The organism is Rhodospirillales bacterium (assembly GCA_020638175.1).
GTDB lineage: Bacteria > Pseudomonadota > Alphaproteobacteria > Micavibrionales > Micavibrionaceae > JACKJA01.
On record JACKJA010000002.1, the window covers coordinates 35678 to 56806 of the forward strand.

Genomic DNA, 21129 nt, shown 5'->3' on the forward strand with positions numbered 1-21129 from the left:
AGCCATCCGCCGCACGAAAGACCTAGTCTCGCCGCCCGCTCGTCGTCTTACGAGCGACATATAAACCATACCCCAACACCATCCCGGCAAACAAAGCCGTCAAAATCACCAGCATTTTTGGAGGCCACAGCGGACGCGGCGATGAAGCCGCCGTCTCGGTAATCGCCGCGGCAAAAGGCTCATCCATCGCCAAAATCATCCGGATTTGCTCCTGCTCGATCAACAAAGCCGCCAGCGCCCGTTTGTGATCGGGGTGAACGGCGCGCCCCAAAGCCTCATTGAGCCACGCTACGCGCTGCGCCGACTTCCCGGCGATATCAGCCCGTATCAGGTCATCCGCAGCCCTGTGCATGGCCAGCAGCAAATAAGCCGCAAACTCCGGATCCGGGTGATCGTAAACAAGCCGCCGCATGGGCGTCAGCCCCACAGGCTCAATCTTCACATGTTTTTGCAGGTAAGCCGCCAGATAGGCCGGCGATGGCAAATCCTTTGGCGCGGACATTCTAAATGACGCCTCCTGCACGACACCCCGGCGAATAACATCATCCTGATACAGGCTGCGCGCCACCGACGCCCCGCGCAGCATTTGTTCAAAGCGCATAAAATCCGTCGATTCGCGCGGCCCCGGATTTTGCGCGACGTACTCAGCGGCAAAACTGGCGTTATGCGGGAACAGCCCCGTAATATCCACCGCCGTCAGTCCGGTCGTCGGCGCGATCAACATCGTCGCCCTGTAATGCGGCACGGCCAGCATCAGAAAAACGACAGCAGCCAGAATCCCCAAACCGCCGCCAACCAACATATAGATTTTGGCCCGCCAGAAATCAGCCAAAAACATAGCCATATCCGGTTCTCTATGCGTCATATTTACGCCCCTTACGCACTGCGCACCACATCCAGCGCCCTTTCAATAAAAGCCTTCGTCGCTTCAGTCGGAACAAAAACCTGCGCCGCCTTGGCCGCGCCCTCATGGGCGGCAAACCAGCTCTCACTGCTGTCGCGGTATTCCAAAATAGCTTTCACCAGCTCATCGCTTTTATCTTGAGCCACGACCTTGCCGGCAGAAAAATCTTTGATGACCTTGGCTGTCTCGCAATCATCGGGACCGACGAGTATACAGGGCCGCTTCGCCGCCAGCGCCGAATACAGCTTGCATGGCACCAGTAATCCGGCAGCTTCATGCTTCATGGAAATCAGGTGTACATCACCACTTTCCATGACGTCCTTCAGATTCCCCAAGGGCTGGTAGGGCATCAGGCGAATATTGGTCAGCTCCCGTTTGGCGCGCTCCTGTGCCAGACGATCGAATTGCGGACCGTCCCCGACAAAAACAAATTCAATTTCCGGATGGTTCCGGTTCAATATCTCAGCGGCCTTGATAATCGTCCGGATCGGATGCGCCCGCCCCATATTCCCCGAATAAAGAACCCTGAATTTCGGCTCTGAGCCATCACGTAACTGCTCTTCAAACGGCCGCGCATTCTTAACGGTTTTGGGCTTGTTTATCGCCCGCCGCGCCGCGCTGTATCCCTCCATCAGCTCCTCATCCGGCCAGTTGGGAATAACGGCAATCCGGCCGGGGCTAAACCCCGCATGGGTAAAATGCCGGGCCATACAGCGGCCGATCACCACGATCTTGTCACAGGATTTAATCGCTTTGCGGGTCATCCCGCGAAACAGGCCCATCAGCGGCTTGTTAACCCGCACCCCCAAAACCGGAAACAGTTCGGGATAAACATCCTGTGACCAGTGAATATGGCGACAGCGCTTTATCCGGGAAAGATAGCGCCCGGCCACCACCAGAAACGGCGGGTCCGTCATCGTTACAATCAGATCATGCCGCTGTAAAAACAGCGCCTTAAAAAATATCTTCAGCCATATCAGCAGATACCCCGTAAAACTGCGCACCCTGTCCGGCCCTTTGACGCGGATAACCCTGATCTCGCCATCGTTTTCGCGGGCCGCTTTCGGGCCCGTGGTTACAACGGTCACGCGCCATCCGGCCGCCACGAACGCGCGCGCCAGATCGCGCGCCATTCTACCGGTAGCGCCGCGCGCAGGGGCATAAACCCGGTTTAAAAACATGATGGATGGTTTATCAGGCATTATTTTAAGTACTGGAATCTACCGTCTTATTCAACCCGGAGCTTACAGCTCTCCACAAAACTATCAGCAATAAAAGCAAACCGAAATCAAACGACTTAAAGCTGGCATAAAGCAGCGTATCAATAAAAAACGGCGCCGCCAAGGCCACAGCCACCACCGGAAAAATAAATAACATCCGCCATAATTCCCAGCCCAGATACCCCAGGTACACGATAACCATCACCAGCCCGGTCAATCCCGTTTTCAGGAAATATGTGGTAAGCAAACTATGCGTATAATTCACGGTAATGTCCGCCACAGCCGGTGAAGCAAACGTCGCCCCCCACCCCTTGCCAAACAAAACCGTCAGCGGCGATTCAGAAAGCAGCGCCAACACGGCCTGCGCCTCTTGCCAGCGCATGTTCATGCCAACAAGCGTCGTCTTGTGCCAGAGCGCTTCGATAAACACAGACACCGGCCCCCAGCCCAGTATAAGAAGAACTGTACAGATCAAAAACGGCCCAAAAACCCGCCGCGGCGCTTTAACAGCGCCGATCAATAGCCAGAACAATACCGCCAGCCCCATCAGGCCAAAAGACGCCCGCTGGACCACCAGCGCCATCGCCAGAAGAGGCACAACGGCCATCGCCAGCAAAACAGCCGCCTGCATCAACGATCCCGCGGAAAAACGCATATAAAGCTGCTTTCCCGCAACTCCGATCAATAACAAGGCGGCAAACAAAACAGTCGGGGCATTGGCCAGATAATAGGGGTCAACGACATCTTCCGGCGCCGTCGGGGAGTAAGTCAAAACCCGGACCGAAAAGGCCAGCCCCAAAAACACCAGCGCCGCACTCACCCGCCGCGCGGTGCTGACATCGCCGGGCAGATCAATCATCAACGGCAACAATAAAAACAGAAAAGGAATAAGATCGCGGATCATCAGGGATAAATCGTTACCGGCCATGACACCGCCCAGCACCGGAATACTGAAACCGTAAAACATCAGGATACGCCCGGCCCGCACCCACCCTTCCTTGGCCGGTCCGGCAACCTTGCATACCCCGCCGCTGCAAAACACGGCCAGCCCGAGCAAACCGCCGATTACAATCTCGGTAATACCGGGTGTATCGGGTGTCGGCGATCCGGCAACGCCGTACAAAATCACAGCACAGATTAAAACCGGGACACTCAAAAAACGCCACGAGATATCGGGGATTCCCTCTCTCGTTAAGCCCGGCGCCCGGACGAGATCAACCGCCAAACCACACCTCCCACGACATACGCACGGCCAGCACAGCAATCAGAAAAGCAAACAGTTTTCGCAAATGTTGCACCGGCAAAGCATGAGCCGCCCGCGCCCCCCAGGGCGCCGCTACGACACTGGCGGGCACCAGAACCGCCCACGCAAGGCCGTTAACAAACCCCAAACTCAGAGGCGGCAAAATTTCGGTCTCTTTCTCCTGCCACCCCAGAAAGAGAAAGCCCGCCGTCGCCGGAATTGCAATAATAACGCCCAAGGCCGAAGCCGTCGCGACAGCTTCCTTCATGTCGACCCGGCACCACCGCATAAACGGAACGCTGAGGGTCGCCCCACCGATCCCCATCAACGTCGATACGACGCCAATAACACTGCCGGTCAGAACAGGAACCGGCTGGGGCGGCAATCGTAAAAACGGGGTAAAACGCGCGGGATCAAGCAACATCAAAAGAGCCAGACCAATCAACGCCACCGAAAAAAAGGCTTTCAGATCCGCGCCCGATATCACCCCGGCAATGAATGTTCCGCCGATCACGCCTAGTAAAATGCCCGGCCCGATCGCCTTTAATAAATCAAGACGGACAGCGCCGCGGTGCCAATGAGCACGCACCGATGACAGGCCTGTCGGAATAATAACCGCCAGAGATGTCCCCACCGCCATATGCATCATGGCATCCGAGCCATATCCAGAGACGATAAAGAGATAATGAAGCGCCGGAACCAGGATAATGCCGCCGCCAACCCCCAGTAATCCAGCCATAAATCCCGCCAACATGCCAATCGGTATCAGGAAAAGAAAAAGGGCCGTAAAGCCGCTGGCCGCTATAATGTCCATTGAATGCCCTGCCACAGATTACCCGTCATCAAGACAGCAGCTTACCGTTCCCATGGCATCGTGCCAAGAAGAACGGTAAAAAACCCGGCGATAATGATTGAATAAATCTAGTTTCCGTACAGGCGAATAGGCGCGCTCGGCTTTCTATCCTGCTTTTTATAGATCATTTTTTTATTGGTACTGCCTGCCGCCGCACCCGCTTGCCCTTGTGGCGCCTTGGTTTGTTGCCGCTCAGTATCATAAGTCGTCATCAGAGCCGCGCTCTGTTGCTGATTGTTACGGTTAGCCGCATCCATATTGGAAAAAAATGTTTGCTGGCGCGCTTTATCCCAGTCGTCCATTTCCCCGGTTTGGGGAGAAAATGCGGCCTGTTTTTTGTTCTGCTGGAAATCATAAGGCTTAACGTCGCGACGTTCGGGCGTCGTTGTCGCAGCGCTATCCGACGTTTTAGGCTTTAAAAAAATAGGGCGATTCTCACTGCTGCCGCTATCCGACCGCTTAAAAATACTGAAGATACCGGACTTCTTCTCATTATCCTGCGCCCAGACATCATGAGGAAGTAAAACACCGACCACCATCGTTACCATGAACACCATCAGCAACCATTTCATCGAAAAACATGCTTTCATCGCCTGACATTCCTCCTCTTGTTGTACACGGTACAAGCCCATATTCATTATTATAGCAGTTGTCATGCCACAGACAAAGTTTCCTCTAAAACGCCTGCAAATCCATGTTCTTTGCCACGGTTAACTGATTCTTTACCATTTCAGACCAATATAAAATCAATTCCGTAAAATAATAACGCATAGACAGACAGGAAACGGAGCGGAAAAATGAAAGTAAACATTCAGGAAATTCTGGAAAGCACCGGACTGAACGAGCAACTTTACCCCGGTAAAAAGGTTGTCAAACAACTGGCTCAACCCGGTGAATTCAAAAGCCACTGTGTTGTCTATGACTGGCATAGTCAGGATACCTTGCGCATTGAAGTCAAGGCAGGCCTGAGCGGCCGTACGCTGGATGCGAAAGAACTGTCTAACTACCCTGTCAGCTTCCAGGCTGCCACATATCTGGATATCGAGGCCAGCAATGATGATGACGAGGAAGAAGGCTCCGAAAGCGGCAGCAGCGGCAAAAGCGGTGGCGGCGGTAAAAAACCGGCGAAAAAGAAAGAAGAAAAAACATCCCTGAGCGCCTTTTCCAAGGTTGTCGCGGGGGAAATCCCATCCGTCGGCGACATCACAAAAATGGTCGTGATGGGTAAGGAAATCGCCCAGCAAGCCATGGGTGCGGTTCTCGAATCGCTGATCGAGCAAATTAAACACGCCAAGATCAAACCGACGGAAATGCTGGCGCAGGCCGGGAAGTTCATTACCAAAGTCACTCCGCCGGAATTCATGCAGAAAAAAGACGGTCAAACCTATGACAAGGTTTACAAATACGACCGCGAGAAAAACGAGATTATGTTCGGCGCCATGGGCCCGGGATAGAAATTTCCTGCCAATACACAAACGTAGGATGATAAAGCCCCTCCCCCAGAGGGGCTTTGTTCGTGTATAAGTGATTCCATGGACAATCAAAATGACGAAAACGGCTCAAATGATAAGCTCTTCCCGCCGGCGGATGGGGACAATATTATCCGCCTGCCGACGGCGCGGGAGCGCGCCGGACATACGGAAACGCAGGAAAAACAATGGCAAAACCAATTTAAGGAACAAAATCGCCCGCCAAAAGAGCCGCTGATTAATCTGCCGCCGGTAACAAAGGCCCTGGCTTTGGTATTTCTGGGCATCCACGCCCTTATGAGCCTGCTTGACCCTGTTCAGCGCTACGAGATCATTGATACGTTCGGCTTTGTCCCCGCCCTTTACAGCGGCGATCACGCCCTCAACTGGCCGGCCTTTATCGGACCCGTAACCTATATGCTTTTACACGGCAGCTGGGCACACGTCCTGATTAATACGGTCATGCTGGCGGCGTTCGGATCGGGAATGGAACGCTGGATCGGCAGCCGGAAAATGCTGATTCTTTTTGTTGGCTCCAGCCTGTGTGCCGCCCTTGTCCATTTACTATTTAATCTGGGCAGCCCGGAACCGGTAATCGGGGCATCCGGCGGGATCAGCGGCCTGTTCGGAGCGGCCTTGCTGATTCTAAACCAGCGGGGCGCTATGGGCGGCCCGGCGAACAAACAGCGGATTGTCACACTGGTGGTTGTCTGGATTTTGATTTCCGTCCTGTTCGGCTTTATAGGTGCGCCCGGTGGGGGGACCGTAGCCTGGATAGCCCATATCGGGGGCTTTCTCGCAGGCATCGCCCTCCTGAAACCTGTGATGCGATTACGGTTGTAATCCCCCCTTAACCGCCTAAGAAACCTCTATCCCTTTTGCAAAACCAGTATATTTACGCGGTACGTACCTCGTGATACATATCTCGAATTTAACGATTATACATTGAAAAGAAGCGCGCGGGGCGGATGAAGACCGGCGGCGACACCCACCGCCTCGGAAGCCCCCGCCGCCCGCGATGGATACCCCCATTCGATCGTATTAAACGGTCCGTTCGGCCCGGACAGCGGGCGCCAGCGCTCAAATATCTGCCCGGTTTCCCGGCAAGACCAGACTTTCCCGGCCGGCGCATCAGCTGCCCGCTCCAGCCATTCACGAGATTCATCGCCCTGCCCCTCCGCCAAAGCCAGCCGTGACCACAAACGGTACAGTCGCGCCGAGGGTTGAAGGCGTTCCGCCGCCTTAAGGTACTGCTCGGCTTCCCCCCAAAGCTGATCTTCCAGTGCCGCCTGGGCTGCCGCCATCTGGCTTTCGACACTTTTCGGATGAGCCGCCACCAGTTTTTCAAACCAGCGCAAACGAACGCCGCTGTCATGCGGCTTGTTTTTCGGGGCCAGTTCTCCCCACAACAACGCCAGCTCTGGATGGGGACTTTCCTTCCATGTGCGTTCCACGACACCGGCAGCCAGCTTCCGTTTTTTCTGGTCCCTGTAGTACCCCGCCAGCCGCAAGGCCGCCGGAACAAAAGCCGGATCGGTTTTATGGGCTTTTTTCATCAAAGCCACAGCCGGACGTTTTTTATCCTGCGCCAGTAATTCTTCCGCCTGACACAACGCCAGTACAACACCGTCGCGGCGAGCATCTTCCGGCGACAGCGCCTTGTAACGCAGAGCTTTTTTCAAAGTTTTTTCCGCTTCATCCCAATAACCGGCCCCTGTTTCCAGATCATAAACCATCCGCAAAAGCCAAGGCTGTTTGGGGTGTTTCTGCAAGGCTTGCCGAGCCAGTACCAACGATCTCTGGCCATCACCCTTTTCAAAAGCATCAATCATCAAGCCCCGCAGCCCCAAAAAGGCTGTATCCTTGTTGCCCAGCAATTCTTCAAACACCTGCTGCGCCTGTACATTGTGCCCCTGCAACCGGGCGGTCTGGGCCTCCAGCAACAAAGCCAGCCCCGTATTCCGGGGCAAATAAGCCTGAACTTTTTGCAACTGTCGCGCCGCCATCCGGGCATCCCCGGCCGCCACAGCACTCATCCCGATGGTAAGCGCCCGGTAGCCCTTTTCGGACTGCCTTCTTTGCCGCCGTTGCCGCCACCAACGGGGAATCATCAATAAACGGAAAATAAAAGAGGACAACAGCCCCATCAAAAGCAGCGCAATCAGCGCCAACCCGACATGAATGCGCACATCATAACCCAGCCAGCTAAGAGCCACCGTTCCGGGACGGTTCGCCACCCACACGGCAGCGCCCATTATAAAACCGACTTTGATTGCAAACCACAGGGCCCGAAGCACTGCGCCCTCCTTGAACAGAACAGACTTGTCTATACAGTCTATCCCTTAAAGACCTAACGATCCAGAGAGATATCCGGCAAAGACGGCATTTTAGGTTGCGGCGGCAAAATGTAAATCCCGCTCTCCTCGTCACCGACGACCTTGCGCGCCGGAGCCATTCCCTGAATATCCCGGAGCATGCGTTTCAGGTCAGCGGCATTCAGCCCCTGCCCGCCCGCATCGACCCGGCTGGCAACTTTTTCCGTCAGCATGCTTTGAAGCTCCTGTGCCATCAAAGTCATCTCCGCTTCGTTGATAAAGGGTTGGGCCGTTACAGACGCTTCGCCTTCCAGCGCTTTCAATTCAGCCAACGCCCCCGGCACATCGCCCTCGTCGAGCATTTTCTGAGCACGGGCAACAGAGGCCTGCGTATCAGTGCCGGTAATCAGCTCACCGTCTTTTTCGACCTGCAGAACATCGTTCAGCCGCGCCTTGGCTTTTTCCTGAATGGATACATCCTCACCTTTCAGGGACGACACAACGATATCCCCGGCCAGCCCCCGGAACTCACTCGACAAACCATCGGGCGTCAACACACCGCGGCTGGCTTGCAGCGCCAGACGTTCAATCGCCAGATTCAATTCCGGATCGTCATCCCCCAGCAGATTTTGCAACAACACCAGATCATCCTCAAAAGGCGCATTACGGTTCAGGGACGAACGGAACTGCGACAGGCCCAGCAGCATCGCCGCCGCCTTCAAATCGTTAGCCGACACGCCTTCCAGCGTCTGGCCCAGCGCATCATCTTCTTGCTGCGCCTCCATCAAAGCGCCGTCCAGATGATCCATCCGTCCTTGCAAACCCGACACCAGATTTTGCAAATCGGTAACAGACGTCGAAAGCTGTGTCTGTCCTTCGACCGTTTGCTGAAGGGCCTGCAATTTCGCCAGCACAGCCGTCAGGTCGGCCGGCGCACCCAGCGCCGTCATTTGTTGTTCCAGCCGCCCGATCCGAGCGGAAATCGGACCGGCATTCGGATCCGTCATATCCTGCGCCAATCCCTGGGCGGTCTGGCTCAAAGTCGTTACCGTCGCCTGAAGTGATTCAGCCTGATCTCTCAAGGCCGAAATACGGTCCTGCATATCGGCAGGCACCAGTTTTTTCAGGAACGATTGCTCTTTTTTCACATCGGCAACATCACCGCGGATCACGGCAATCTCTTGTCCTTGCTGTTCGATTTGTTGTTTACCGGGCCACAGCAAAACTGTAATCGTTCCGCACGCCACGAAAATCAAAAACACCGTCAACCAGATGCTTTTTCCAACGGCCTTGCTCTCAGCCTTTCTGATCTCGTTCATCAACTCTTCTCCTGTCAGTGTCCCCGACAAGCCGCACGCGCGCGCTTCGTCTTGTTTGGCCGTTTCACTGGCCGCCGCAATCGCAGCATCATGACGCGCCTGATTCGATGGTAATTCTTTTTCAGCGGCTTCCAGAGATTGACTAAAATCGTTTTGGTTAGCGATGCCCTTGCCATCCGTCAAATCGCCCAGATCAACCTTATGCACCTGTGCCGCGCTCAAAACATCGGCCCGGCGGTTACCGGGGATCACACCGCGCTTTTTCCAGCCCTGCACCGTTGTCACGGCGACATCCATTTTTTTCGCCATCGGACGAATACCGCCAAAACGCTCGATAATATCCTCGGCGTTTTCCAGAGCCTCAAAATCGTCTTTTCCGTTTGTTGCAGCCATTCGTCTCGATCCTTGCTTGTTTTATCCTAAACTTCACCCAAAAGCGCCCGCATCGCTTCACCGTCCGGACGCCCGGCCACACGTACACCTTCCCACGGCAGCCCTTCGACAGACTTTACCACCGAATCGCTGAGACACAAGGCTTTAATTGAAGAAATAGCTTCCGTACGTTCGTACTTTTCCAGAAGGTGAACGAATGCCTGCGCCGTACGTGCGGAATAAAACAGGGCCGCTACAATCGTGTTTTCATCAAGCGCCAAAAGAAGTTCGTCTGTAAAATTTTGAACCGGCACAGCCTTATAAACCGGCAAGGGATCGATCGACAAACCGGGAGCGTCGATAGGCACCGCCACATCCGCCCCGCAAACATGTAAAAGCGGGGTACCGTGATCTTCCACCCGGCGCCCCAGATAAGAAATCATATCCGCCGCCGTGCCATCGGCAGAAAAAACGTTTTCCCACCCGGCCTCCAAGGCGGCTTTTTTCGTCTGGCCGCCCACCGTATAAACCGGATGCGAACGATCGCCCGTCATCCCGGCAAACATGCGAACGCCATTAACACTGGTAAAAACCAGCGCCTGATAGAGCGATAAATCCGGCAGCAACGGCGCAAGCGCAGCAATCTCGAGCATCGGTGCCATCAACGGTGAAAAACCAAGGCTCTCAGCAACCCGCGCGATTTCATCGGCTTGATCCTTCGGCCGGGTAATCAGGATATGTTTCATGAGGATAATATAGACGCGGGCACCTGTGATTTCAAAATCCCGCCAATTTTTTCACCGAGAACAATAGCCGCAGCCGTATCGGTGACGCTCTCCCGCGCGTCTTCAAACCATGTCTGCGTCCCGTCGGGCGCCGCCACCATCACACGCAAATGCATGACATCGCCGTCCATCACGGCATAAGCCCCGATCGGCGTATGGCACGATCCGTCCAGAATTTGCAGGGCCGCCCGTTCTGCCGCTGCCCGCAAACCGGTTTCCCGGCAATGCAAAACATCAAACAAAGCCCGCGTCAGCCCATCATCGGCCCGCGTTTCAATCCCGACAATCCCTTGCCCGGCAGCCGGCAGCATCTCTTCAGGCTCAATCACACTGGCAATTTCCTCGTTCAATCCCAGACGGTTAAGCCCCGCCATTGCCAACAAGGTCGCATCGACCTGACCGGCCCGCAGTTTTTCAATACGGGTGGGAACATTCCCGCGATATGGCACGACTTTCACATCGGATCTGAGCGCTAAAATCATGGCCTGCCGCCGCAGCGAAGCCGTCCCGACAACCGCCCCCGGCGGCAATTCGGAAAGTGTCTTATAATCATTGGACAAAAAGGCATCCCGCGCATCTTCGCGCGGCAACACATGGTCCAGCGCCAACCCGTCGGGCAGGAACGAAGGCATATCTTTCAGCGAATGCACCCCGCAATCTACGCGGCCATCCAGAATAGCCTGCTCGATTTCTTTAGCAAACAGACCCTTGCCACCTTGTGCCTCGGACAAACGATTCTCACCCTCCGCAGGCTTCCATTCCCCGGATGTTTCAATTTTTACAATTTCAACAGAAAGTTCAGGATGAGCCTTTCGCAACATATCGGCAACCATATTGGTCTGTACCATCGCCAGCCTTGAAGCCCGCGTCCCGATACGAATCGTCTGTGCGCTTGTCCCATTCATAGGACAGAAGTTTTAGGCGGTCATTAAACGAATGGCAATAACGAATTCACAAGTTAAGCAATCCGCAGCGGATCATGTTTGATTTTTCGTTGCGTCGCCGGCGCAGATTCCGGAACAGTAAAGAACAACAGCGGCGCTTGCTGAAGCCTCTCACCCGGCGAGGGATAACGATGACTGTCCGCTTCTCTTTCTATCTTCTTACTAAAATGCGCCCGCGAACGCTCGGCGATAGAATGGTATTGATGCGGCTTTTCCCCCGGCAACGCATAAGACCAGCTCTTGTTATCATGGTCATAACGCATAATCATCGGCTTATCCGTTGTTTCATGAAAAACGCACGCCACCCAGTGAAACTCTTCAAACGGTTTGGGTAAACGGGGAATGGGATTCCCCACACCATTGGTAATATGGTTGCGAAATTTCAGACCCAATTCGCCCTCAAGCACGTCAATCACCTTAAGACGGCTGTGCATCCCCTTTATCCGGTCCCATGCATCTTGCAATGTGGGGCACGGGCCTTCTTCCAGTGCCAAAGCATAAGCAAGGGGATTATCGCCGCCTCTGTGAGCATCAAAAGCCAGAGACAAATTGGGAATCATTAAAGCTTGCAACATTTCTCTGTCTGACGGTACGGCTTCTAAATGATTCACGCGCTTCATGGCTCTGGTAGCCTTTTTTTCTCTGCTGCTAACATGTTTTTCTCTGTTGCGCGCGTGATGGGTCATGCGGCTCTCCCGTTTTGTTTTTTATAATTTTCTATCACTTTAATGCGATTCGTCTTATATAAAAGGCAGAAAATTAAAAAGCAAGAATTATGTATATACTAGGCATTGAAACATCCTGTGACGAAACGGCGGCGGCAATCGTATGTGACGATCACACCATCCGCTCAAACGTCGTTTTGAGCCAGATCAAAGAACACAGGATCTTTGGCGGCGTCGTACCGGAAATCGCCGCCCGCGCCCATCTCGACCATCTCGATAAAATTATTGCCGCCGCGATGGACGAAGCGAACATCACCTTTGCCGACCTTGATGGCGTGGCCGCCACCTGCGGCCCCGGCCTGATTGGCGGCGTTATGGTCGGCATGATGGCGGGCAAAGCCATAGCCGCCGCCCATAACTTACCATTTATCGCCGTCAACCATCTGGAGGCCCATGCCCTGACCCCGCGCCTCAGCGATAACGTGGCCTTTCCCTATTTGCTGTTGCTGGTATCCGGCGGCCATACCCAGCTTTTGATTGCCGAAGACGTCGGCCGGTACCGCCAGCTTGGCACAACGCTCGACGACGCGCTGGGCGAATGTTTTGATAAATCGGCCAAGCTGATGGGCCTGCCCTATCCCGGCGGCCCGAATCTGGAGAAAATCGCCGCTGAATGCCCTGACCCGGCGGGAGCACGGGAACGTTTTCCCCTGCCACGCCCTCTGAAAGGCCGTAAGAACTGCGATTTTTCTTTCTCCGGCCTGAAAACCGCCATACGCACCCATGTCGACAACCTGCCGGAAGGTGACCTGAATCGCGCGGATATCGCGGCGCTGGCCAGCGCTTTCCAGCAAACCGCCGCAGAAATCATCTGTGACCGGGTCGGCCACGCTCTCGACGATTATCTGGCCCTGTGCAAAAACCAAAAAGCCTTGCCATCTCTTGTCATTGCGGGGGGAGTCGCCGCCAATAAAGCCATCCGGTCCGCATTGGAGGACTTGACGAATGCCCGTGAAACCGCTTTTATTGCTCCGCCCATTCCATTATGCTCGGACAACGGAGCCATGATTGCATGGGCCGGTATAGAACGGTTAAAAAGAGACATGATCGACACACTGGATGTTCCCGCGCGGCCACGATGGCCGCTAGACCCGCAAGCCGCCCGTAAAAAAGGCGCGGCGCGATAGGGCGTTAAGAAACCATCCCTTTTTTCACACAACAACCAATCGGTAATGATAATGCAAAAAATAGGTGTAATCGGCGCAGGCGCATGGGGCACAGCATTGGCGGAAGTTCTGGCCAATGCAGGCAAAGACATTATTTTATGGGCGCGCGAACCCGAAGTTGTCGCCGCCATTAACGAACGCCACGAAAACGAAATTTTTCTGCCCGGCGTAAAGCTAAATAGCAACATTCAAGCCACAACCAGCCTGTCACACACAGCCGAATGCGATTTTCTGTTGCTGGTCACCCCGGCCCAGCATATCCGCGCCACCCTGCAAAGCCTGAAAGGTGAAATCGCGGCCGGAAAGCCCGTTGTGATTTGCGCCAAAGGCATTGAACTGGGGACAGGGCTGTTGATGTCTCAGGTTGCCGAGGACGAAGCCCCCGGCGCCACATACGCCATCCTCAGCGGCCCGACCTTTGCAGCCGACATTGCGCGCGGCCTGCCCAGCGCGGTAACGGTTTCCGCCACCGACAAAGACGTCCTGCAGGAAATCCGCGATGGCCTGGCCTGCCGGACCTTGCGTCCTTATATCACCGAGGACATGATCGGCGCCCAGATTGGCGGCGCGGTTAAAAACGTTATTGCTATTGCCTGCGGCATTGTCATCGGTCACGGTCTGGGCGAAAGTGCCCGTGCCGCCCTGATGACCCGTGGTCTGGCCGAAATGAGCCGTCTGGCCACCGCCATGGGCGCCAAAAAAGAAACCCTGATGGGCATGTGCGGGATTGGTGATTTGGTCCTGACCTGTTCTTCAACGCAGTCCCGAAATTATTCTCTGGGCGTTGAAATCGGCAAGGGCGGATCGGCCAAAGAAATCCTGAGCGGCCGCAAAAGCGTTACCGAAGGATTCTATACCGCCGAAGCCCTCGTCAAGATGGCCCGCACCCACGCCGTCGACATGCCGATTTGCGAAGCGGTCTATAAATGCGCCTGCGAAGACATGCCGGTCGCCGAAGCTGTAAACCTGCTGCTCGACCGGCCCTTAAAAGCGCTGGGATAAAAAGCTATGAATTACTGGTTGATTAAATCAGAGCCATCAACATGGTCATGGGCCGACCACGTCAAAAAAGGTATCGAGCACTGGGACGGCGTCCGCAACTATCAAGCCTCCAACAACATGAAGGCCATGAAAATTGGCGATAAAGCCTTTTTCTATCACTCGGTGAAAGAAAAACAGATCGTCGGCATCGTCGAAGTTGTCAAAGAATACTATCCCGACCACACCGATCCGAAAGGCCGCTTCGGCATGGTCGATTTTAAGGCCATTGAGCCGCTAAAAAATCCTGTGAACCTCGAACAAATCAAGGCCGACCCGCGCTTGCAGGATCTGGCCCTGATTAAACAATCCCGTCTGTCCGTCATGCCGATCGGCAAAAAGGAATGGGATATTATTCTGGGAATGAGCCGCTAATTAGCGATCAAAGCAACGGTTCCGCGTGGCAATCGGTGCCAACGGCGTATCACAAACCCAGCTTTTCCGGCTACGCGGTGATTGGTAATAGGGGCTACCCGTGTTTTGCTGAGAATTGTTGCCATTATAGGGTCTTGATTGCGCGCTGTTATAGCCGTGTTCCGCTTCCCAGCGACCCCGCTCCATACATTGCAGCTCTTTCATTGAGTCGCCGCCGGCACTTTTCCCTTGAAAATAATCAATGGCATACACAGTGACGGCCCCAGCAATCGCAAAAGCTGTTCTTTTGGCGTCAAGCAAGCTCCCGACAACATAGCCCGCGCCGGCCCCGGCCGCATAATCCCAGACGCCCATATTCCCGGCCCCGGTTCCACCGCATGTTTTATCAGACAACCGCACCGGTTCTTGCGTAGACCGCCCCTGTTTGTCCTTGTAATACAAAACGCCGCGGTGATCGGATTCCACATTAATAACAACAGGCTGACCACCATTGACCACCGTATTGTACTGAGCCGAAGACCCGCCGGGCAATGGCCCGTTTGTCACACATCCACCCAGAAGACCAGTTGTCGAAGCAGCCAGAACCGCCGCCGTTTTCCATGAACGATTGATATTCGCTGTCATTTTCTTTTTCCTCTAATAAATAATAAATGGTTCTGATCTTTTAACGGTAGAAAGGCTGGTTACAACGCGCCCCTTCACTGATACTGCCGTTGGGCAATCCCACTTGCCCGTTTCTGATGCGACGGGTAACATGATAGCCGTCCCCGCCCTGACAATCGCTCACAGGCACAATGCGCCGCACACTGCGGCCCAGTTCACTGCCAAGACGAGCTGCCTGCCCACGGTTAATTTCTTTTACATTCCATTTTTGAACGGCAACCGGCGCGGCAATACGCCCTATCGTACCGAACAAACTGCCCAGATCATCACGAGCCTGCGCCGTCGGGGCGGCCACAGCACTGGCCCCGACCAGAACGGCAACAGCAAATTTCTTTGAAACACCCAACATTTTTCTCTCCCTGTTTTAAGAAAACTGGCCCCTGTTATACGCTTGTTTACCGTAAAATGCAAATTTATTATGTTAAACATGAAAGACTGCAAAAACAAAAACGCCTGTGTTATGAAGAAATGTCTACAGAGCGAAATTCCTTTCAGGAGACTTTCATGGCCACGTCCGATAAAAAAACTGATGAATTGTATATCCCCTCACCGACGCTAAGCAATAACACGCACATTCCATCTCTGGAAAAGTATGAGGAACTCTATCGGTACTCCATTGAAAACACTGAGAAATTCTGGGAAGAAATGGCAGATCGGATCGACTGGTTTAAAAAACCGACCATCATCAAGGACACTTCTTTCAAGGGCAATGTTGATATTCGCTGGTACACAGACGGCATCCTGAACGCTTGCTATAACTGCATCGACCGCCATCTGGAAGCCCGCGGCGATCAGGTTGCCTTGCTCTGGGAAGGCGACGAACCGGGCGTTGACAAGAAAGTAACCTTCACCGAATTGCACGGTGAAGTTTGCCGGCTTGCCAACGCGCTCAAAAGCCGCGGCGTTAAAAAAGGCGACCGCGTGGTTATTTACATGCCGATGGTACTGGAAGCCGCCTACGCCATGCTGGCCTGCGCCCGGATCGGCGCCGTACATTCGGTTGTTTTTGGTGGATTTTCTCCCGACTCGCTGCGCGACCGCATCCACGATTGCGATGCGCACATTGTCATTACCGCTGACGAAGGCCGCCGCGGCGGCAAACGGATTCCGCTAAAAGCCAACACCGACGAAGCCCTGCAGGGTTCCAACGGCGTCCATACCGTTCTGGTTCTGGAACACACCTCCGGCAACATCAACTGGAACGACTCCCGCGATATCTGGTGGCACGAACTGGTCGACGACCAGCCCTCCGACTGCCCCTGCGAAGAAATGAACGCCGAAGACCCGCTCTTTATCCTCTACACCTCCGGCTCAACCGGCAAGCCCAAGGGCGTATTGCACACCACGGGCGGGTATATGGTCTATACGTCCCTGACCCATGAATGGGTGTTCGATGTCCATGAAGGTGATATCTACTGGTGCACCGCCGATGTTGGCTGGATCACCGGTCATTCCTACATGGTCTATGGCCCGCTGGCCAACGGCACGACAACGCTGCTGTTCGAAGGCGTGCCGAGCCACCCCGATTATTCGCGCTTCTGGCAGGTCGTCGACAAGCACCAGGTTACGATTTTCTATACCGCGCCGACCGCCATTCGTTCCCTGCTGCGCGAAGGCAACGGCCCGGTTGAGAAAACATCGCGCGACAGCCTGCGCATTCTCGGCACTGTCGGCGAACCGATCAATCATGAGGCATGGCACTGGTACTATGAGGTCATCGGCAAAGGCCGCTGCCCGGTCATCGACACATGGTGGCAAACCGAAACCGGCGGCCACTTAATCACGCCATTGCCTTGCATGAACCTGAAACCGGGATCGGCCACAAAACCCTTTTTCGGCGTCCAGCCCGCCATTGTCGACAAAAACGGTAAAATCCTCGACGGCGCATGCGAAGGAGCACTGGTCATGCTGGACAGCTGGCCGGGACAAATGCGCAGTGTCTACGGCGACCACGACCGTTTCATCACGGCCTATTTTCATGATTTTCCGGGAATGTATTTCACCGGGGACGGCGCCCGGCGCGACGAAGATGGCTATTACTGGATCACCGGCCGCATGGATGATGTCATCAATGTATCCGGCCACCGCATCGGCACGGCGGAAGTTGAAAGCGCCATCAATGAAGAACCGCACGTCGCAGAAAGCGCCGTTGTCGGATACCCGCACGACATCAAGGGACAAGGCATTTATGCTTATGTCACACTGATGGACGGAATTGATCCCACCGATGAAATCAAAACAAATATCATTAAAACCGTACGGAAAATCATCGGACCGATCGCCACACCGGACGTAATTCAGTGGGCGCCGGCATTGCCGAAAACAAGATCGGGAAAGATCATGCGCCGTATCCTGCGTAAAATCGCTGCCGGAGAGGCCAACCAGATTGGCGACACCTCAACGCTCGCCGATCCGGACGTTGTCAAAGATCTGATAGAAAACAAACCATGAGAAACCGTTAAAAAAGCGGCCATCTAGGCCGCTTTCATCGTCCGGTCATGCTGGCTGGCCCCCAGAAAGATCGAGGCCAGTTCAAGTTTCCGGCGCGTATTGGCGATCGTCCGGTACAGCGTCATCAACAATAACACCACCATCAAGAACCCTTCATTGGCTTCTTTTTCAGCACGGCGCGCCGCATCGCGCTTGCTCGTCTTGGCATAGAAATCATTCAACTCCCGGCGCTTAAGGATAGACGTTTCATAGCGTTCGGCCTCGGCATCCGTAACCCGTAAGGCTTGCTCTACAGCCTCCTGCATGGCTTTGTCATGGCGCAATTCGATCAGACGGGTTTCCAGCGCGCTTTCCGTGCTGTCCATCATATCACGGGCAACGATGCTCATAGGATCGTCCATCCCAAACGCTTTCACGATTTCATGATAATGGGCGCGGGCATCCTGAAATTGCTTGTCCATTGAGGCCAGAAGCGGATCAAGGCCAATCAGAGCTTCGCGCTCATCCGTCGGGGACGGCGCAACAGGAGTAATCCCGGCTTTATCGACCTGCCGGGCCATGTCTTGCATGATATCCTGTATCGAAAGAACGCTCATCGTCCCTGTTTAACCTCACACATATTATTTTTATTCTTCATGTTTGACGGCATTATAAAGGCCAAAGAGTAAAGACCGGGTTAATAATATGAAAAAATAATTTTTCCAGAGTATTTGCAGGTTTTCCGCCGAATATGAGACAATGAAAGGAGCAAAGGAAGGAGACCAAACAAGATGCAGGGAGAACAAAACGGACAGAATGTCCGCAGCGCTTACGAAATTAAACAAGCCTTGTTAAAACGTGCCATAGCCCAAGATCGCGGCCCGGAAATGATCGCCCGGATACTCAAACGCATCGCCCGCGTCAAAGAACTGGCTGCCGAAGATCGGGAAATCCTTGATGACCTCAGACTGTATTTCGACCAGCCCCGCAGTGTCCAGATGCTCAACGCTCTGGCCAGAGCTTCGGGATCGCCGGCGCGCTACGCTGAAATGCCGCAAGGCCACCAGACACTACACTAGACAAACCGGTGTCGGTTCTATTTAGCGCCCTGCCGATTAAGTTGGTCAGCCAGCGTTTTTGCCCTCAAAAAATACATCTGATAGGTTGCCTCATCACCGAGCTGCTTGCGCAAATTGGCCGCGTCCATCAAATAATGAACCATTACGGGGCTGCGCCGCCACGGCCAGCGCAATCCGTCCTCTAAAAGCGCCAATGCCTTTTGCGGATTGCCTTGCTGCTTGTATATATTCGCCAGACCGATCCGCCCGTCGATAAAAAGCGGATTCACCACCAAAACACGTTTCAAATCAACTTCAGCCCGCGCATAGCCATCCGGTATAATGTCGCCCTGCGCCAGAAAATACAGCTGGGCCCGGATATTCCAGATGTGAAAGAGCGCGGACGCCATCTTTTCTTCCGCATTAAGATACCCCAGCGCTTCTTCGTATAATTTTTTCTTCTCTTCCGGGGACAGACGGGCCCTTTCCCGCGCCAACCGTTCAATCAGACTCTTGGCCCTGTACTCCAAACAATAATGGATATTGGACGGCGCATAACGGCATAAAGAATCTATGGCGGCGTTACCCTCGGCAATCTGTTGCCGTCCCATATATTCTTGCGCCTTGTTGGCAAAATAGGTACTGGCGCCCGCCCGCATAATCCATACGGCAGAAAGAGTAAAAAGAAGGATCAAAATAACGTCCAGCCTCCGCCTTGCTTTAAGCTGACCGATCACAAAGCGGCGCGCACCCAGCGCCTCCTCCGTCGCCAGATACCAGTATGCCAGCAAACAGGCCGCCGGGATTAAAACCGCCGACATGTACAGATGAAAGCTAATGTGCGTGTGCAAAATCAAGGTTGTCAGCGCCAAAAACGGCACAGCAATCCGGGCCTTTAAAAAGGCATCCGAACGGCACCGGTCCCTGCGAAGCGCCATAACCGTCCGCACCAGAACTGCCAGCAAAAACGCGTAAAACAAAAGCGGCGCGGCAAACCCCATTTCCGCCCCGAATTGCAAAGGATCCATATGAGCAAAATAGCCGTCGCTCATATCATGAAGATCGCGATAGCCACCATAATAATAGGAAAAAGTGGCCAGCCCGGTCCCGATCCAGGGATGATCAAGCAACATATGCCATGTCGAATCCCACAAAGACAACCGGTCAACGACACTATGGCTGCCGCCCATATACGGCAAACCGGCCATATACTTCCCCAGCTTGCCGTACCCCAACATATGCACAAGCACGGCGCAAACGAAGGCCACCGGCAAGAACATCACTGATTTCCCCAGCACGAACACCGATGAGGACCGCAGCAACAACAGAAAAACCGGGAGTACCAGTATAACAATCAGCAAAGCGCCCCGGCTTTGCGTCACCAAAAGCGCCAGGAAAAAAAGAACAACCAAAAAGAACGTCGCAGCTATATAGGCCCGCCCTTGCGCGAGCAGGTACAGCCCCAACGCCGTGAAAAATGCCATATTGAAAACGGCCGCCAGATTATTGGGATTAAGCATCGGATGATGGATCCGCGGCCCATAGACATCATACAAAAAGAAAAATTGAATGACCGCCCACACGGCAATCCCCGCCAGCACGGTCAGGGCAACCCCGCCCGCCGTCAAAGCAGCTTTATAAGGGTCCGGGGCGCTGACAAGGATAAAAAAGACAAATGGGAAACTGGAAATAATGAAAAAGAACAGCATGCTGATATAGGGAACCGTCGACCAGAACAGGCTGACAGCCATATAAAGCCAGAACAGCGATAAAAGCAAAGCCGTGGCTGAACGGGGAATATGCCTGTCAGTGCCGGAAAACGGTCGCCAAATCACAACGCCATAGAAAATCATGCCCACAAGCGCAGGCACGAACAGGATACTGGTTGTCCCTTGAAAGAACAAAGAAGCCGCAAACGCGCCGGCAAAGACCAGCGCCGCTAGCGCATTATTCCATCCCAATGGCGGCTTTATAGAGTTCCAGAAGTTCATCTTCCTCACGGCGTTTTTCGATGTCCATTTTGCGCAGCTTCAAAACACGGCGCATAGTCTTAGTGTCAAAGCCAACAGCTTTGGCTTCGCCATAGACTTCCTTGATATCTTCGGCCAACGCCGCCTTTTCTTCTTCCAGACGCTCGATCCGCTCCAGAAAAGCTTTCAGGCGTTTTCCCGTCACACCGCCAACATCCTGCGTGCCGTCATCATCTTGCGCACCGCCTTGGGGAAAGCTCGCCACATTACCATCGGTCAT

21 protein-coding genes and 1 pseudogene are annotated in these 21129 nt (G+C 54.1%); 7 read left to right on the forward strand and 15 right to left on the reverse strand.

Annotated elements, in window-relative coordinates:
* Positions 1-22 precede the first annotated feature (22 nt).
* From H6868_00200 to H6868_00220, 5 genes are all read right to left on the reverse strand, one after another.
* Positions 23-865, reverse strand: a complete 843-nt coding sequence (locus H6868_00200) for a chain length determinant family protein (GenBank protein ID MCB9987734.1) — start codon at positions 863-865, stop codon at positions 23-25.
* An 11-nt stretch (positions 866-876) separates the two neighbouring features.
* A complete protein-coding gene (locus H6868_00205; GenBank protein ID MCB9987735.1) occupies positions 877-2106 on the reverse strand; it encodes a glycosyltransferase family 4 protein in 1230 nt (409 codons plus the stop codon).
* A gap of 4 nt (positions 2107-2110) precedes the next feature.
* Complete coding sequence (locus H6868_00210; protein ID MCB9987736.1) at positions 2111-3349, reverse strand: hypothetical protein; 1239 nt, start codon at positions 3347-3349, stop codon at positions 2111-2113.
* Positions 3339-4136, reverse strand: coding sequence for a sulfite exporter TauE/SafE family protein (locus H6868_00215; protein MCB9987737.1), 798 nt, complete (start codon positions 4134-4136; stop codon positions 3339-3341). The genes H6868_00210 and H6868_00215 overlap by 11 nt, the downstream gene beginning before the upstream one ends.
* A gap of 152 nt (positions 4137-4288) precedes the next feature.
* On the reverse strand, positions 4289-4810 hold the full coding sequence (locus tag H6868_00220) for a hypothetical protein (GenBank protein MCB9987738.1): 522 nt from the start codon (positions 4808-4810) through the stop codon (positions 4289-4291).
* Between the two features lie 207 nt (positions 4811-5017).
* On the opposite strand from H6868_00220, the pseudogene H6868_00225 reads away from it, so the two are divergent.
* Together H6868_00225 and H6868_00230 are read left to right on the forward strand one after the other, a co-directional pair.
* Positions 5018-5263 (forward strand): annotated as a pseudogene (locus H6868_00225) (hypothetical protein).
* A gap of 489 nt (positions 5264-5752) precedes the next feature.
* Positions 5753-6532, forward strand: a complete 780-nt coding sequence (locus tag H6868_00230; GenBank protein ID MCB9987739.1) for a rhomboid family intramembrane serine protease — start codon at positions 5753-5755, stop codon at positions 6530-6532.
* Positions 6533-6627: 95 nt separating this feature from the next.
* Here the strand turns inward: H6868_00230 and H6868_00235 are convergent, their stop codons facing one another.
* The 5 genes from H6868_00235 to H6868_00255 are packed head-to-tail and all read right to left on the reverse strand — an operon-like array spanning position 6628 to position 12044.
* Entirely contained in the window at positions 6628-7986 is a 1359-nt protein-coding gene (locus H6868_00235) for a heme biosynthesis protein HemY (GenBank protein MCB9987740.1), read from the reverse strand.
* Positions 7987-8039: 53 nt separating this feature from the next.
* The gene (locus tag H6868_00240) at positions 8040-9716 is read right to left on the reverse strand and encodes a uroporphyrinogen III synthase HEM4 (protein ID MCB9987741.1); all 1677 of its coding nucleotides are present in this window, start codon (positions 9714-9716) and stop codon (positions 8040-8042) included.
* Positions 9717-9742: 26 nt separating this feature from the next.
* Complete coding sequence (locus H6868_00245; protein ID MCB9987742.1) at positions 9743-10441, reverse strand: uroporphyrinogen-III synthase; 699 nt, start codon at positions 10439-10441, stop codon at positions 9743-9745.
* A complete protein-coding gene (gene hemC, locus H6868_00250; protein ID MCB9987743.1) occupies positions 10438-11385 on the reverse strand; it encodes a hydroxymethylbilane synthase in 948 nt (315 codons plus the stop codon). Before hemC ends, H6868_00245 begins: the two co-directional genes overlap by 4 nt.
* Before the next feature lie 53 nt (positions 11386-11438).
* Positions 11439-12044 (reverse strand): hypothetical protein, encoded by a 606-nt coding sequence (locus H6868_00255; GenBank protein ID MCB9987744.1) that lies wholly within the window; start codon positions 12042-12044, stop codon positions 11439-11441.
* Positions 12045-12199: 155 nt separating this feature from the next.
* On the opposite strand from H6868_00255, the gene tsaD reads away from it, so the two are divergent.
* The 3 genes from tsaD to H6868_00270 are packed head-to-tail and all read left to right on the forward strand — an operon-like array spanning position 12200 to position 14728.
* Positions 12200-13276, forward strand: coding sequence for a tRNA (adenosine(37)-N6)-threonylcarbamoyltransferase complex transferase subunit TsaD (gene tsaD / locus H6868_00260; GenBank protein ID MCB9987745.1), 1077 nt, complete (start codon positions 12200-12202; stop codon positions 13274-13276).
* 51 nt (positions 13277-13327) lie between these two features.
* Positions 13328-14317, forward strand: a complete 990-nt coding sequence (locus tag H6868_00265; protein MCB9987746.1) for an NAD(P)-dependent glycerol-3-phosphate dehydrogenase — start codon at positions 13328-13330, stop codon at positions 14315-14317.
* Between the two features lie 6 nt (positions 14318-14323).
* Positions 14324-14728 (forward strand): EVE domain-containing protein, encoded by a 405-nt coding sequence (locus H6868_00270; GenBank protein MCB9987747.1) that lies wholly within the window; start codon positions 14324-14326, stop codon positions 14726-14728.
* Here the strand turns inward: H6868_00270 and H6868_00275 are convergent, their stop codons facing one another.
* Both H6868_00275 and H6868_00280 read right to left on the reverse strand, forming a co-directional pair.
* On the reverse strand, positions 14729-15352 hold the full coding sequence (locus tag H6868_00275; GenBank protein MCB9987748.1) for a hypothetical protein: 624 nt from the start codon (positions 15350-15352) through the stop codon (positions 14729-14731).
* A gap of 40 nt (positions 15353-15392) precedes the next feature.
* Positions 15393-15740 (reverse strand): hypothetical protein, encoded by a 348-nt coding sequence (locus H6868_00280; GenBank protein ID MCB9987749.1) that lies wholly within the window; start codon positions 15738-15740, stop codon positions 15393-15395.
* A gap of 155 nt (positions 15741-15895) precedes the next feature.
* Between H6868_00280 and acs the strand changes: the two genes are divergently transcribed.
* Complete coding sequence (gene acs, locus H6868_00285) at positions 15896-17842, forward strand: acetate--CoA ligase (protein ID MCB9987750.1); 1947 nt, start codon at positions 15896-15898, stop codon at positions 17840-17842.
* Between the two features lie 23 nt (positions 17843-17865).
* On the opposite strand, the gene H6868_00290 is transcribed toward acs, so the two are convergent.
* Positions 17866-18438, reverse strand: coding sequence for a hypothetical protein (locus tag H6868_00290; GenBank protein MCB9987751.1), 573 nt, complete (start codon positions 18436-18438; stop codon positions 17866-17868).
* 174 nt (positions 18439-18612) lie between these two features.
* On the opposite strand from H6868_00290, the gene H6868_00295 reads away from it, so the two are divergent.
* A complete protein-coding gene (locus H6868_00295; GenBank protein MCB9987752.1) occupies positions 18613-18900 on the forward strand; it encodes a hypothetical protein in 288 nt (95 codons plus the stop codon).
* A 17-nt stretch (positions 18901-18917) separates the two neighbouring features.
* Here H6868_00295 and H6868_00300 read toward each other — a convergent pair whose 3' ends face one another.
* Both H6868_00300 and H6868_00305 read right to left on the reverse strand, forming a co-directional pair.
* A complete protein-coding gene (locus H6868_00300; protein ID MCB9987753.1) occupies positions 18918-20870 on the reverse strand; it encodes an O-antigen ligase family protein in 1953 nt (650 codons plus the stop codon).
* Positions 20827-21129, reverse strand: a complete 303-nt coding sequence (locus tag H6868_00305; protein MCB9987754.1) for a DUF2312 domain-containing protein — start codon at positions 21127-21129, stop codon at positions 20827-20829. The genes H6868_00300 and H6868_00305 overlap by 44 nt, the downstream gene beginning before the upstream one ends.